Source organism: Streptomyces sp. NPDC001020 (assembly GCF_053599115.1).
The window spans coordinates 87,408-102,315 of sequence record NZ_JBSFLQ010000030.1; the positions used below are offsets into that span (position 1 = coordinate 87,408).

General features: G+C 67.7%; 11 protein-coding genes. 7 read left to right on the forward strand and 4 right to left on the reverse strand.

All coding sequences use genetic code 11. The annotated features are described in order from the left end of the window. Positions 1-5: 5 nt before the first annotated feature. The 4 genes from ACWDEX_RS26035 to ACWDEX_RS26050 form a co-directional block, all read right to left on the reverse strand. Positions 6-782 (reverse strand): succinate dehydrogenase/fumarate reductase iron-sulfur subunit, encoded by a 777-nt coding sequence (locus ACWDEX_RS26035; protein ID WP_450466426.1) that lies wholly within the window; start codon positions 780-782, stop codon positions 6-8. Next, entirely contained in the window at positions 779-2,758 is a 1,980-nt protein-coding gene (locus ACWDEX_RS26040) for a fumarate reductase/succinate dehydrogenase flavoprotein subunit (protein ID WP_450466427.1), read from the reverse strand. Before ACWDEX_RS26040 ends, ACWDEX_RS26035 begins: the two co-directional genes overlap by 4 nt. 16 nt (positions 2,759-2,774) lie before the next feature. Continuing rightward, complete coding sequence (locus ACWDEX_RS26045) at positions 2,775-3,596, reverse strand: hypothetical protein (protein WP_450466429.1); 822 nt, start codon at positions 3,594-3,596, stop codon at positions 2,775-2,777. A 101-nt stretch (positions 3,597-3,697) separates the two neighbouring features. After that, positions 3,698-3,988, reverse strand: coding sequence for a hypothetical protein (locus ACWDEX_RS26050; protein ID WP_450466430.1), 291 nt, complete (start codon positions 3,986-3,988; stop codon positions 3,698-3,700). Between the two features lie 361 nt (positions 3,989-4,349). Between ACWDEX_RS26050 and ACWDEX_RS26055 the strand changes: the two genes are divergently transcribed. From ACWDEX_RS26055 to ACWDEX_RS26085, 7 genes are all read left to right on the forward strand, one after another. After that, a complete protein-coding gene (locus ACWDEX_RS26055) occupies positions 4,350-6,566 on the forward strand; it encodes an ABC transporter family substrate-binding protein (RefSeq protein ID WP_450466447.1) in 2,217 nt (738 codons plus the stop codon). 192 nt (positions 6,567-6,758) lie between these two features. After that, positions 6,759-8,675: a translational GTPase TypA gene (gene typA / locus ACWDEX_RS26060; RefSeq protein WP_450466431.1), complete on the forward strand. Its 1,917-nt coding sequence runs from the start codon at positions 6,759-6,761 to the stop codon at positions 8,673-8,675. 592 nt (positions 8,676-9,267) lie between these two features. Further along, positions 9,268-10,302, forward strand: coding sequence for an ABC transporter permease (locus ACWDEX_RS26065; RefSeq protein ID WP_450466432.1), 1,035 nt, complete (start codon positions 9,268-9,270; stop codon positions 10,300-10,302). Positions 10,303-10,438: 136 nt separating this feature from the next. After that, the gene (locus ACWDEX_RS26070) at positions 10,439-12,247 is read left to right on the forward strand and encodes an ABC transporter substrate-binding protein (RefSeq protein WP_450466434.1); all 1,809 of its coding nucleotides are present in this window, start codon (positions 10,439-10,441) and stop codon (positions 12,245-12,247) included. 92 nt (positions 12,248-12,339) lie between these two features. After that, positions 12,340-13,320, forward strand: coding sequence for an ABC transporter permease (locus ACWDEX_RS26075; RefSeq protein ID WP_450466436.1), 981 nt, complete (start codon positions 12,340-12,342; stop codon positions 13,318-13,320). Between the two features lie 9 nt (positions 13,321-13,329). Further along, complete coding sequence (locus ACWDEX_RS26080; protein WP_450466437.1) at positions 13,330-14,391, forward strand: ABC transporter ATP-binding protein; 1,062 nt, start codon at positions 13,330-13,332, stop codon at positions 14,389-14,391. A gap of 11 nt (positions 14,392-14,402) precedes the next feature. Then, positions 14,403-14,908, forward strand: a 506-nt coding sequence (locus ACWDEX_RS26085) for an ATP-binding cassette domain-containing protein (protein WP_450466438.1), incomplete at its 3' end; no start/stop codon positions are given.

Below are 14,908 nucleotides of genomic sequence, written 5' to 3' on the forward strand. Positions count from 1 at the left end.
GACGCTCAACTGCCAGAAGGACGCCTCCTGATCTTCGAGCCCAGCCACACCAGCGGGTCGTACTTGCGGTCGACCGCGCGTTCCTTCAACGGGATCAGCGCATTGTCCGTGATCTTGATGCCCTCGGGGCACACCTCGGTGCAGCACTTGGTGATGTTGCAGTAACCGAGGCCGTGTTCGTCCTGGGCCGCGCGTTTGCGGTCCAGGCCCGTCTGAGCCGCCGCGTCCAGGGGGTGCATGTCCAGCTCCGCCACCCGCATCAGGAAGCGCGGACCCGCGTACACCCCCTTGTTCTCCTCGTGGTCACGGACGACGTGGCAGACGTCCTGGCACAGGAAGCACTCGATGCACTTGCGGAACTCCTGCGGCCGGTCCACGTCCTCCTGCTGCATGCGGTACTCGCCGGGGCCCAGTCCGGCCGGCGGCACGAAGGCCGGGACCTCGCGCGCCTTTTGGTAGTTGAAGCCCACGTCCGTCACCAGGTCGCGGATCACCGGGAAGGCGCGCAACGGAGTGACCGTGATCGTCTCGTCCCGGCCGAACACCGACATCCGCGTCATGCACATCAGCCGCGGCCGTCCGTTGATCTCCGCCGAGCACGAACCGCACTTGCCCGCCTTGCAGTTCCAGCGCACCGCGAGGTCGGGCACCTGGGTGGCCTGGAGGCGGTGGATGATGTCCAGCACCACCTCGCCCTCGTTGACCTCGACCTTGAAGTCCTCCAGGCCGCCGCCGTGTGTGTCGCCCCGCCACACCTTGAAGCGGGCCTCGTAGCCGCTCATTCGACCAGCTCCTCTTCGGTGAGGTACTTGACCAGCTCCTCCTTCTCGAAGAGAGCGAGCAGGTCCGGGCGGATGGGTTCGGTGGTCTCCCGGGAGAGGGAGATCTGGCCGCGGACCGGATCGGTGGCCGCCAGTGAGCCGGTGGGGTCGCTGAGCCGGCACAGCAGATTGGCGCGGCGCCACGACCGGTCCATCGTCGGAAAGTCCTCACGGGTGTGGCCGCCGCGCGACTCCGTGCGCTCCAGGGCGGCTCGCGCCACGCACTCGCTGACCAGCAGCATGTTGCGCAGGTCCAGGGCGAGGTGCCAGCCGGGATTGAACTGGCGGTGCCCCTCGACGCCCGCTCTGCGCGCCCGCCCCCGCAGCTCCGCCAGCTTCTTGAGCGCCTGCTCCATCTCCGACTCCCGGCGGATGATGCCGACCAGGTCGTTCATCGTCTGCTGGAGTTCCTGGTGCAGGGTGTACGGGTTCTCCGGTGGGCGGATCTCTCCCTCACCTGCTGCCGGGCCCTCGGCCGAGAAGGGACGAAGCGCCTCCGCCGCCGCCAGGTCCACCTGGGTGTCGTCCACCCGTGGGCGCGTTGCCAGCTCGGTCGCGTACCGGGCCGCGTGCAGTCCCGCCCGCCGCCCGAACACCAGCAGGTCCGAGAGCGAGTTGCCGCCCAGCCGGTTGGAGCCGTGCATGCCGCCGGCCACCTCTCCGGCGGCGTACAGCCCGGCCACCCCTCGGGCCGCTGCCGTGTCGGAGTCGACCGCGACACCGCCCATCACGTAGTGACAGGTCGGCCCGACCTCCATCGCCTCGGCGGTGATGTCGACATCCGCCAGCTCCTTGAACTGGTGGTACATCGACGGCAGCCGACGTCGGACGACCTCGGCCGGCATCCGCGTCGACACATCGAGGAAGACTCCGCCGTGCGGTGAGCCGCGGCCCGCCTTCACCTCCGCGTTGATGGCCCGTGCGACCTCGTCACGGGGGAGCAGTTCGGGTGGGCGCCGGTTGTTGTCGGGATCGTCGTACCAGCGGTCGCCCTCCTCCTCCGACTCCGCGTACTTCTCCTTGAAGACGTCGGGGATGTAGTCGAACATGAACCGCTTGCCGTCGGAGTTGCGCAGCACCCCGCCGTCCCCGCGCACCGACTCGGTGACGAGGATGCCCTTCACCGACGGCGGCCAGACCATGCCCGTCGGATGGAACTGCACGAACTCCATGTTCAGCAGCTCAGCCCCGGCGAGCAGGGCCAGCGCGTGTCCGTCACCCGTGTACTCCCACGAGTTCGACGTCACCTTGAAGGACTTGCCGATGCCGCCCGTGGCGATGACGACGGCGGGCGCTTCGAGGACGAAGAAACGCCCGGACTCACGCTCGTACGCGAAGACCCCGGAGACCTTCCCCCAGCCTTCGGCCGGGGGGACCCCCATCTCGCTTCGCTCCCCGTCCTTCAGCACCCGGGTGACCGTGCACTCCTGGAAGATCTTCAGCCGCGACTCGTAGTCGCCGGTCTCCTTCGCGTCCTCCTGCTGGAGGGCGACGATCTTCTGCTGGAGCGTGCGGATCAGCTCCAGGCCGGTCCGGTCGCCGACGTGCGCGAGGCGCGGGTACTCGTGACCGCCGAAGTTGCGCTGCGAGATGCGCCCGTCCTTCGTACGGTCGAAGAGGGCGCCCCAGGTCTCCAACTCCCAGACCCGGTCCGGGGCCTCGCGCGCGTGCAGCTCGGCCATCCGCCACTGGTTGAGGAACTTCCCGCCCCGCATGGTGTCGCGGAAGTGCACCTGCCAGTTGTCGTGCGGGTTGACGTTGCCCATCGACGCCGCGATGCCGCCCTCGGCCATCACGGTGTGGGCCTTGCCGAACAGCGACTTGCAGATCACGGCCGTACGCGCGCCACGTTCACGCGCCTCGATGGCGGCCCGCAGGCCGGCCCCGCCGGCCCCGACCACGACGACGTCCCATTCCTGCCGGTCGACCACGGACATCAGAAGGCCTCACTCATCAGAAGAAGCGCGGATCGGCGAAGGCGCCGGACGCCAGCAGGAACACGTAGAAGTCGGCGAGCGCCACACTCACCAGCGACGCCCAGGCCAGCAGCATGTGGCGGGCGTTCAGCCGGCTGATGACCCCCCATGCCCGGTAGCGCACCGGATGCCTGGAGAAGTGTTTGAGCCTGCCGCCGACGATGTGCCGGCAGGAGTGGCAGGAGAGGGTGTACGCCCAGATCAGCACGATGTTCACCAGGAAGACCACGGTGCCGAGCCCCATGTGGCCCCAGCGGTAGTTCTGGTCCCGGAAGGCGAGCACGGTGTCGTACGTGAGGACGCCCGCCACCAGGAGTGCCGCGTAGAAGAAGTACCGGTGGATGTTCTGCAGGATCAGCGGGAGGCGGGTCTCGCCGGTGTACGTGCGGTGCGGCTCCGCCACCGCGCAGGCCGGGGGCGACAGCCAGAAGCCCCGGTAGTACGCCTTGCGGTAGTAGTAGCAGGTCAGCCGGAAGCCGAGCGGGAAGATCAGGATGATGATCGCGGGGGAGATGGCCCACCAGCTCCCGAACAAGTCGGCGTTGGGGCCCCCGTGCATGGTCCGGCACCGCTCCGCCAGGCAGGGCGAGTAGAACGGCGAGACGTACGGCGCCGAGTAGTAGTCCGCGTCGGCGAAGGCGCGCCAGGTCGAGTACACGACGAACGCCAGCAGTCCGGCCGCGGTGGCGGCAGGGGCCAGCCACCAGCGGTCGGTGCGCAGATGCGGGGCGGCGATCGCGGCGCGCGTACCGGTCCGTACGCCGCCGCTGTTCGGATGGGGTTCCGTACCAGTGGCCAACTTGGGACGCACCTTCTCTTCGGGGCTCGGTCCGTCTCTTTTTTGTGGGGTTCGGTTCGCCGGGGCGGTTCACCCGCCCCTTCGGTCCGTTCGGCGGAAGATCAGGGGGCGTGCCGGCCGCGGGCGCCGAGGCCCTCGTCGTCCGAGTCCGTCCACAGGGTGGTGTCGTACGGGGTGTCGGGGATCGTCACGAGTTCGGGCTTCCCGTACGAGTCGGGAGCGGCAGCCGTCTCGCGCAGCAGGGCCACGCTCTCGCGCAGGTGGTCGGCGTCGGTGCGGACGCGGCGTATCTCGAGCCCGCCGCCGCCCATCTGCTGCTCCAGGCGCCCCACCGACCGGTACAGGTCGTCGAGGCATCGCTGAACGGATGTCAGTTCGTCGTGCACGGACATGACGTGACCTCACTTCCACGGGGTCATCGAGGCCCAGGACGGCAACGTTCACGCGTCTGCGAGTGTTGCGCGTCACACCACTCAGTGTGAAGGGATCTGCACGGATTTGCCTCCGCTGGTGGGGCGGATGTGTACGGGCGTGCGGGGGGGTGGGCCGCATCAGCGGGTGTGCCCACCGGCTCGTGGGGGTGTCCCCGGTTGCGCCGTACGGGTGGGTTTCGGATGCCCGTCCGCCGTGTCGCGGCGCCCTGCTGAATCCTTTCCTCTTCAGTGAGCCCATACATCTGATCAGCTCCAAATAGTGACAAATGTGAGCATAGCGCTCACTCATCTGCAGAGCGGCTCCCCGGAGGTAGACGTGATGTCCCACGACGGCGCCGGACCGGGCGCGGTGCTGCGCTCGGCCACGTTCCTCACCGCGGGAGCCCTCGCGGTGACAGCGCTCGCCGCCTGTAGCGCGGACGAGGAGAGGGAGAGCAGGCCGGTCGCCGCGCAGGACATCGCCCCGGCCGCCCGCCCCCTCGTCGCCGACGGCGGGACCCTGCGCTGGGCCGTCGACGCCGTGCCGCAGACCCTGAACACCTTCCAGGCCGACGCCGACGCCGCCACCTCGCGCATCGCCGGCGCCGTCCTGCCGTCGATGTTCCGGCTCGACGCCGACGGCCGCCCGCAGCGAAACCCCGACTTCCTGGAGTCCGCCAAGGTCACCTCGACCGAGCCCAGGCAGGTCGTCGTCTACCGGCTCAACCAGCAGGCCGTGTGGAGCGACGGCCGGCAGATCGACGCCTCCGACTTCGCCGCCCAGTGGCGCGCCCTCTCCGGCAAGGACACCGCCTACTGGACGGCCCGCAACGCCGGCTACGACCGCATCGAGAAGATCGAGCGCGGCGCGAACAACCTCGAGGTCAAGGTCACCTTCGGCAAGCCCTACGCCGACTGGAGGTCGCTGTTCTCGCCGCTGTACCCGAAGGACGTCACGGGCACCCCGAACAGCTTCAACGACGGTGCGAGGAAGAGCCTGAAGGTCACCGCCGGTCCCTTCGCCCCGACGAAGGTCGACCACCAGGGCGGCCAGGTCACGCTCACTCGCAGTCCGCGCTGGTGGGGCCGCCCGGCCAAGCTCTCCGAGATCGTGCTGGTGGCCGTCCCGCGCGATCAGCGGGCCGGTGCGCTCGCCGACGGGAAGATCGACATGGCGGAGGTCGACCCGGAGGAGGCCCAGCGGATCACGCTCGCCATGCGCGGCAAGGGCGGCAGTACCTTCAAGCAGGATCCGTCCCAAGGGACCTCTCCGGGGACGTCCCAGGAACCCACCGCCGGTTCGGGGGCGCCAGGCGGGACGGCCGCGCAGAGCGCCGGGCAGTCGGCGCTGCGCGACTTCGTGATCCGCAAGTCCCTGGAACCCGCCTACACGCAGCTCGCCCTCAACGGCTCCAGGGGCCCGCTCGCCGACGAGCGCGTACGCCGGGCCGTGGCCCGCGCCCTCGACCGCACCGAACTCGCCGGGGTGGTCCTCAAGCCGCTAGGGCTGCCCGCCGCGCCGCTCGGCAGCCACCTCGCGCTCTCCGGGCAGTCGGCGTACGCGGACAGCAGCGGCGCTCTCGGCAGCCATGACACCGCTCAGGCGCAGGAACTGCTGAGCGAGGCGGGCTGGGTGCCCGGCGGGCCGGTCGTGAAGGAGAAGAAGTCGGCCGGGAGCCAGGGCAAGAAGGCGGACGGCACGAACGCCGAGGACAGGAAGAGCGAGGACAGGAAGAGCGAGGACGCGAAGACCGACGGTCGGACGGAGGGCGGCGGGGACGGCTCGCGCGACGACGGGACGCACAGCGCCGGCGAGGACGACAAGGCACCCGGCCGTCAGCAGCACCAGGGGGAGACCGAGGAGCGGGCGGCCAGGCGCATCGACGGCGAGTTCCGGCAGGAGCACAGCCGGCAGGAGGAGGCGCCGGGGGCGTACGCGCCCAAGGGCACCGCGGCCCCGCCGGCCGGTGCCGCGTCCAGGGTGCTGGCGAAGGACGGCAAGCCGCTGCAGTTGCGGTTCGTGCTGCCGTCGGGGCCGGGCTCACAACCCCTGCGGACGGTCGGTGACCGTATCGCACGCATGCTGGAGAAGATCGGGATCCGCACGGAGATCGCCAAGGTCACCGACGACAGCTTCTTCCGGGACCACGTCGCCTCCGGGGACTACGACCTCGCGCTGTACTCATGGCCCGCGTCCGCGTTCCCCGCCACCGACGCCCGGCCGATCTTCGCCAAGCCGGTGCCCGGGTCGGACGGCTCGCTGAACGTCGAGCAGAACTACACACGGGTCGGCACCGACCAGGTGGACCAGCTCTTCGACCAGGCGATCGCCACGCTGGACGAGGACGAGGAGCGGGACCTGGTACGCAAGGCCGACGCGCGCCTGTGGGCCGTCGCGGGCTCCATCCCGCTCTACCAGCGGCCCCAGCTCACGGCCACCCGCCGCAACCTGGCCAACGCGGGATCGTTCGGCTTCCAGACGCCGCTCTACGAGGACATGGGCTTCCTGAAGAAGGGGGCGCGCGGGCCACGCCCCGCGGCCAGTCCCTCGTCGTAGCCGAAACGGGGCGCCCGCACCCCCAGAGGGTCCCTCGAACCGGGTCTGAGCTGCACAGACGCAACCCGGCGCGCCTGTACCTCGGCGGCCCCGTAACATGGGGTGAGGCCGTGGCGTGTCCAGCCCGGCAGGGCCCGCGTAGCACGGACGTACGCGCGGGGCCGTCCTCACCACTCCGGGAGTACGCCACACATGGCAGTGACTGCTACGCGTCACGACATCCGCAACGTCGCCATCGTCGCCCACGTCGACCACGGCAAGACCACCATCGTCGACGGCATGCTCAAGCAGGCCGGCGCCTTCGCCGCCCACCAGCTCGAGCAGGTCGACGACCGAGTCATGGACTCGAACGACCTGGAGCGTGAGAAGGGCATCACGATCCTCGCCAAGAACACCGCGGTGAAGTACCACCCGAAGGACGGCGGGGACCCCATCACGATCAACATCATCGACACCCCCGGCCACGCCGACTTCGGTGGCGAGGTCGAGCGGGGTCTGTCGATGGTCGACGGCGTGGTCCTGCTCGTCGACGCCTCCGAGGGCCCGCTGCCGCAGACCCGCTTCGTGCTGCGCAAGGCGCTCCAGCAGCGGCTGCCCGTCATCCTGTGCATCAACAAGACGGACCGCCCTGACTCCCGTATCGACGAGGTCGTCAACGAGACCTACGACCTCTTCCTCGACCTGGACGCGGACGAGGACCAGATCGAGTTCCCGATCGTCTACGCCTGCGGCCGTGACGGCATCGCCTCCCTCACGAAGCCGGAGAACGGCACGGTCCCGGCCGACTCCACCAGCCTGGAGCCGTTCTTCTCGACGATCCTGGAGCACATCCCGGCCCCGACCTACGACGAGGACGCCCCGCTCCAGGCGCACGTCACCAACCTGGACGCCGACAACTTCCTCGGCCGTATCGCGCTGCTCCGCGTCGAGCAGGGCGAGCTGCGCAAGGGCCAGACGGTCGCCTGGATCAAGCGCGACGGGTCGGTCAGCAACGTTCGCATCAGCGAGCTGATGATGACCGAGGCCCTCACCCGCAAGCCCGCCGAGAAGGCAGGCCCCGGTGACATCTGCGCCGTCGCGGGCATCCCCGAGATCATGATCGGCGAGACCCTGGCCGACCCGGAGAACCCGGTCGCGCTGCCGCTGATCACGGTCGACGAGCCCGCGATCTCCATGGTCATCGGTACGAACACCTCGCCGCTGGTCGGCAGGGGCGGCACCGGCAAGGGCGCCAACGCCAAGGCCACGGTCAAGGACCGCAAGGTCACCGCGCGCCAGGTCAAGGACCGCCTCGACCGCGAGCTGATCGGTAACGTGTCGCTGCGCGTCCTGGACACCGAGCGGCCGGACGCCTGGGAGGTGCAGGGCCGCGGTGAGCTGGCGCTCGCCATCCTGGTCGAGCAGATGCGCCGCGAGGGCTACGAGCTGACGGTCGGCAAGCCGCAGGTCGTCACCCGGGAGATCGACGGCAAGGTCCACGAGCCGGTCGAGCGCATGACGATCGACGTGCCCGAGGAGCACATGGGCGCGGTCACGCAGCTCATGGGCGTCCGCAAGGGCCGTATGGACAACATGTCGAACCACGGTTCCGGCTGGGTCCGCATGGAGTTCGTGGTGCCGTCGCGCGGTCTCATCGGCTTCCGTACCGAGTTCCTGACCCAGACCCGCGGCACGGGCATCGGCCACTCCATCCACGAGGGTCACGAGCCCTGGTTCGGCAACCTCCAGACCCGTAACAACGGTTCGCTGGTGGCCGACCGCTCCGGCAGTGTCACGGCGTTCGCGATGACGAACCTCCAGGAGCGCGGCACGCTCTTCGTCGAGCCGGGCACCGAGGTGTACGAGGGCATGATCGTCGGTGAGAACTCCCGTGCCGACGACATGGACGTCAACATCACCAAGGAGAAGAAGCTCACCAACATCCGCTCCGCCACGTCCGACATCGCCGAGTCGATCGTGCCGCCGCGCAAGCTGTCGCTGGAGCAGTCCCTGGAGTTCTGCCGCGACGACGAGTGCGTCGAGGTGACCCCGGAGTCCGTCCGCATCCGCAAGGTCAACCTCGACCAGCGTGAGCGCGCCCGCGCCGCCAGCCGCGCCAAGCACGGCTGATCCCGGCTCCTGTCACCGAAGCCCGGGTGGCCCCCGTTCGTGGGGTCGCCCGGGCTTTCGTGTGGGCCCGGCCGCGACGGCCACCCCGATTGCCGCCCGTAACGGTTTTCCGCCTTCCAAGTTCTATGTCCGCAATTCGAAACCACCCGCCCGATAGACATGTAATACGTCCTTTTCGGGGGCCTTCTCTCCCGGACGCCTTTGTCCGTATTCCGGAAGATCTTCAGGTGAGCTGTGATCGAACCGAGACCTAAAGACAGTGGTCGGTAACTGGCTCATGGCAGATAGTGGGGCGCAAGCTCGGGTCAATGGGTCAGGCGCTGTGGGGACAGCGCATCGACTCACGAGCACTGGTGGGGTGTGTGGCCTTCCGTCAGGGGTGTCGGAGGGGCAGACGGTCAACCCCTCCTGTCCGTGCACCAGTTGAGTCAAGGAGGCGGCTCCAATGCCAACTACGCGTGTTCACCTGCGACTTGTCGCCAACAGCGACCGATAGGCCAGTCGTCATTTCCTGATCCGCGTGGTCCAAGCCGTGGTCAGTCCGCACTTCGTGGCGGCCATCGGCTCGGCGTACCCCTGAATTGGACGCATCATGACGAGTCCTCTCAAGGCCGAGAGCGGCGGGGCATCGGTCGTCGTGGACGACAAGAAGGAGCCAGGCAGGGAACCCAAGGTCTTACAAGTGGAGGGCCGGTCACCCGGCCGGCTGATGTGGATCCGCTTCAAGCGGGACCGCACCGGTGTGATCTCCGCTTGTGTCGTGGGCTCCTTCTTCCTGATCGGGCTGCTCGCGCCGCTGATCTCCAAGCTGTACGGCAAGAACCCGTACACCGTGTACGCGGACGAACGTCCCGAGCTGTTCGACAGCGCGGGCGTGCCCGTCCAGCCCAACGGCGGTATCAGCAGCGAGTTCTGGTTCGGCCTCGAGCCCGGCAACGGGTACGACGTCTTCACCAAGCTGATCTACGGTATCCGCACCTCGCTGATGATCTCTCTCGCGGTCACCCTCGCGGTGGTCCTCACCGGCATCCTCCTCGGCGTCACGGCGGGATACCTCGGCGGCAAGGCCGACTTCGCCATCGGCCGGGTGATCGACTTCCTGCTCGCCATCCCCGCGCAGCTTTTCTTCATCGCGAGCATGCCGGTCGTGGTCTCCCTCTTCGTCAGCCCGCGGGACGAGACGCCGACCTATGTGCGCGTGGTCGCGCTCATCGTCGTCCAGTGGGTGCTGGGCTGGATGAGCCTGGGAAGGATCCTGCGGGGTACGACCCTCAGCCTGCGGGAGCGGGAGTTCATCGAGGCGGCCAAGGTGAGCGGGGCGTCCTCCCGGCGCATCATCGGCAAGGAGATCCTGCCCAACGTGGTGACGCCGCTGCTGGTGCAGTCCACGTATCTGCTCCCGAACTTCGTGACGGCCGAAGCGGCTCTGTCGTACCTCGGCGTCGGAATCGTCGAACCGACACCCGACTGGGGTCAGATGTTCGCCAAGGCGTCGACGGAGCTGGTGCTCCAGAACGACCTCACCTACATGTTCTTCCCCGGCATCTCGATGATCATTTTCGTCGTCGCGTTCAACCTGCTCGGGGACTCGGTCAGGGACGCCTTCGATCCCAAGTCGATGCGCTGAACGCGTAGTTCGGGGTACCTCACCCCGAGTCCCAACACACCCCAACGGCAAGGTCCAGGCAACTCCACACAATTCCGTGCCACGTCACGTCACTTCATATGCACGGGCGACACACAGATGGGTGGGAAACTGAGTGATGAGTAGGGGCGGACGCCACGCATACGCCGCGGTCTCGGTGCTCGCGGCCGGAGCTCTCGTGCTCACCGGTTGCAGCAAGGGCGGCAGCAGCGGCAACGGCAACAAAGAGAAGGACAAGGCCAACGCCCAGCGTCAGCAGGCCTTGATCAAGTTCGGTGACGTGGCGGCCTCCACCGGTCCCGCCGCCGAGGTCCCCGGTGCCAAGAGCGGCGGCACGATGGAACTCCTGGAGCGCGACAGCCCCGCCCACCTGGACCCGGCCCAGATCTACGTCTTCGCCGAGATGACGCTGACGCAGGTGCTCCACCGAGGGCTCACCGGCTACAAGGCGACCAGTAACGACGGCAGCAAGCACGAGGTCGTCGGCGACCTGGCCACCGACGCCGGCACGGTGTCGGACGGCGGCAAGACCTGGAAGTACACCCTCAAGGACGGAATCAAGTTCGAGGACGGGAACCCGATCACGTCCAAGGACATCCGCCACTCCTTCGAGCGGCTCTTCGCGCCCTTCATCACCAAGGGCCCGACCTACGTCCAGCAGTGGATGGCCGACACCGCCGGCACCGACTACCGCAAGCTGCTGCCCGACGGCCCGTACAAGGGTAAGCACCTGCCGGACAGCATCCTGGAGACGCCGGACGACAAGACGATCGTCTTCCACTTCAAGAAGCCCGTCGCCGACCTGCCGTACGCGCTCGGCATGACGGGCTACGCGGTCGTGGAGGCGAAGGCCGACACCAAGGAGAACTACGACAGGGCGCCCGTGGCGACCGGCCCGTACAAGATCCAGTCGTTCAAGTCGGGCAAGTCGATGGTGATGGTCAAGAACGACCAGTGGGACCCGAAGACGGACCCGATCCGCAACCAGTACGTCGACAAGTTCAACATCACCTTCAACCAGCAGTACGAGACGTCCACCAAGGCGCTCCTCGCGGACAGCGGCGCCGACCAGGCCGGCGTCAGCCTGCAGAACGGGGTCGACGCGGGCAACCTCTCCAAGGTCCTCTCCGACCCCAAGTTGAAGTCCCGTACGGTCTCGGGCTACCAGCCCTACGTGGGCCAGATGAACATCAACATGAGCAAGCCGGCGCTGAAGGACAAGAAGGTCCGCGAGGCCATCGCCTACGCCCTGCCCGTCACGCCGTTCGTGCGGGCCTTCGGCGGCGACGCGGCCATGGAGGTCGCCGGCGGCCTGATCAGCCCGACCGTCAGCGGCTACGACCCCAACGACGACCCGTTCGGCAAGAAGAAGAAGCCCGCGGGTGACCCGGTCAAGGCCAAGAAGCTGCTTGAGGAAGCCGGCAAGGTCGGCATGAAGCTGACCTTCGCGTACATCAACACCCCCGAGGGCCAGCAGTACTCCACGGCCATGGCCGAGGGCCTGAAGAAGGCCGGCTTCGACGTGCAGCGCCAGGAGGTTCCCTCCGAGACCTGGTTCGACAAGATCAGCAAGATCAACAACAACTACGACATCTTCCACTCCTCGTGGGGCGCCGACTGGCCGTCCGGCCAGGCCGTGTTCCCGCCGATCGTCGACGGACGCCTGATCGCCGACGGCGGGCACAACTACCCGCAGGTCAACGACCCCCACGTGAACAGCGAGATCGACCGCATCAACAAGATCACCGACCCGGTGAAGGCCGCCACCGAGTGGGAGAAGCTGGACAAGTACCTGCTCACCGAGGTCGTGCACGCGGTCCCGACCGCCTACTACAAGCAGGTCCAGATCGCCGGTTCGAAGGTCGGCGGCCTGGTCTACGACGACGTGATCGGCGGCGTCGACGCGCGCCGTCTGTACATCAAGTAACCCCGTCCGTCCTGGTACCCGGTGCGGGCCCCTCACAAAGTGCCCGCACCGGGTACCACCCGGCCCGCTGACGTCTGAGAGCTGCCTCTGCCATGCTGCGCTTCCTCATTCGCCGGACACTCGGCGCCGTCGTCATCCTCTTCCTGCTGAGCATCGTCACGTTCCTGCTGTTCTTCGGGATGCCACGGGACCCTGCGTTGATGATGTGCGGCAAGGCGTGCACGCCGGCCAACATCGAGAACATCCACCATGTGCTCGGCCTCGACAAGTCGATCCCCGAGCAGTACTGGACCTTCCTGCACAACATCGTCCTGGGCAGCGACTCCTTCACCCAGGGCCCGTGTCCGGCCCCCTGCTTCGGGTACTCGTACAACACCAACGAGCCGGTCTGGCCCACCCTGATGGACCGTCTGCCGACCACCGTCTCCCTGACGATGGGCGCGGCGTGCCTCTTCCTGTTGCTGGGCCTCGGCACCGGTCTGCTCGCGGCGTGGAAGCGCGGCACGCTGATCGACAAGACGTTCACGGCCGGCTCGATGGTGATCAGCTCGATGCAGATCTACTTCCTCGGCCCACTGGTGCTCGCCGTGTTCGTCTATCAGTCACACCTGTTCGACAAGCCCGCCTACAACGACTTCACCGCCGACCCGGTCAGCTGGTTCTCGGGGCTGATCATCCCGTGGGTGGTGCTGTCCACGATCTTCGCCGCGCAGTACACGCGTATGTCGCGCTCGTCGATGGTCGAGCAGCTCCAGGAGGAACACGTGCGTACAGCCCGCGCCAAGGGCATGTCACGGCGGTATGTCTTCTTCCGCTATGCCTGGCGTGGTTCGCTGATCCCCATCGTCACCATCTTCGGCATCGACCTCGGCTCGTTGCTGGGCGGCGCGGTGATCACCGAGTACACCTTCGGCCTGCCGGGACTCGGCCAGCTCGCGGTGCAGTCGGTGTCCTTCAGTGACCTGCCGCTGCTGCTCGGCGTGATGCTGTTCGCCGCGACCATGATCCTGCTGTTCAACATCATCGTGGATACCTGTTACGCGTTCATCGACCCGCGCGTACGGCTCGCCTAGGAGCACTCCGTGACCACTGTGACCAAGGAATCCGGCGCCCCCGACGAGGCCGACGCCGGCGCCTTCCTCTCGGTACGGGACCTGCACGTCAGTTTCAAGACCGAGGACGGCATCGTCCGAGCGGTCGACGGGCTCTCCTTCGACCTCGAACGGGGCAGGACCCTCGGCATCGTGGGGGAGTCGGGCTCCGGCAAGTCGGTGACCAACCTGACCATCCTCGGGCTGCACAACCCGATGTTCACCACGATCGACGGCGAGATCGTGCTGGACGGACAAGAGCTGATCACGGCCCGCGAGTCCGAGCTGGAGAAGCTGCGCGGCAACAAGGTCGCGATGATCTTCCAGGACCCGCTGACCGCACTGTCGCCGTACTACACGGTGGGCCGGCAGATCGCCGAGCCGTTCATGAAGCACACCGGTGCCTCCAAGAAGGTGGCCTGGGAGCGGGCGGTGGAGATGCTCGGCAAGGTCGGCATCCCCAACCCCAAGGAGCGGGCGAAGGACTATCCGCACCAGTTCTCCGGCGGTATGCGCCAGCGCGCGATGATCGCGATGGCGCTGGTCTGCGACCCCGACCTCTTGATCGCCGACGAGCCGACCACGGCCCTGGACGTGACCGTCCAGGCGCAGATCCTCGACCTGCTCAAGGACCTCCAGCAGGAGTTCGGCTCGGCGATCATCTTCATCACCCATGATCTCGGGGTCATCGCCGACGTGGCCGACGACATCATGGTGATGTATGCCGGGGGAGCGGTCGAGCGGGGTACGGTCGATGAGGTGCTGAGGACGCCCCAACATCCTTACACCTGGGGTTTGTTGAACTCCATGCCGCGCCTGGACTCGGACCTCGGCACCGCGCTCACGCCGATCCCGGGGGCGCCGCCGTCGCTGCTGAACCCGCCGTCCGGCTGCCGTTTTCATCCCCGGTGCACGTTCCAGGGTGAGGTGGGCGGTGCCCGCTGCGTGGACCAGCAGCCGCTGCTGCCGCCCGGCCGGGGCGGGGCCTGCCATCTCACGGCCGAGCAGAAGCAGACCATCTTCATCGAGCAGATCAAGCCCCGATTGCGGTAGGAGAGCCGGTCATGAAGGAAGAGGTCGTCGACGTCACGAAGGACGAGGCCACCCTGCCCGCCCAGCGCGACAAAGCCGCTCAGGCGTCCGGTGAGCCGCTGCTGGTGGTCGAGAATCTGGTCAAGCACTTCCCGGTCAAGGGCGGCTTCCCGATCCGCCGGACCGTCGGCGCGGTGCAGGCCGTGGACGGCATCGATCTGACCGTGCATGTGGGCGAGAGCTTCGGTCTGGTGGGCGAGTCCGGCTGTGGGAAGTCGACCACCGGCCGTCTGATCACGCGGCTCCTGGAGCCCACGGGCGGCAAGATCTCCTACCGCGGGCAGGACATCTCGCACGCGAGTCGCAGGCAGCTCGCGCCGATCCGGTCCGAGATCCAGATGATCTTCCAGGACCCGTACTCGTCACTGAACCCGCGCCAGACCGTCGGCAAGATCATTTCCGGGCCGATGGAGATCAACGACATCAATCCGGAGGGCGGTCGCGAGAAGCGCGTCCGCGAGCTGCTGGAGATCGTGGG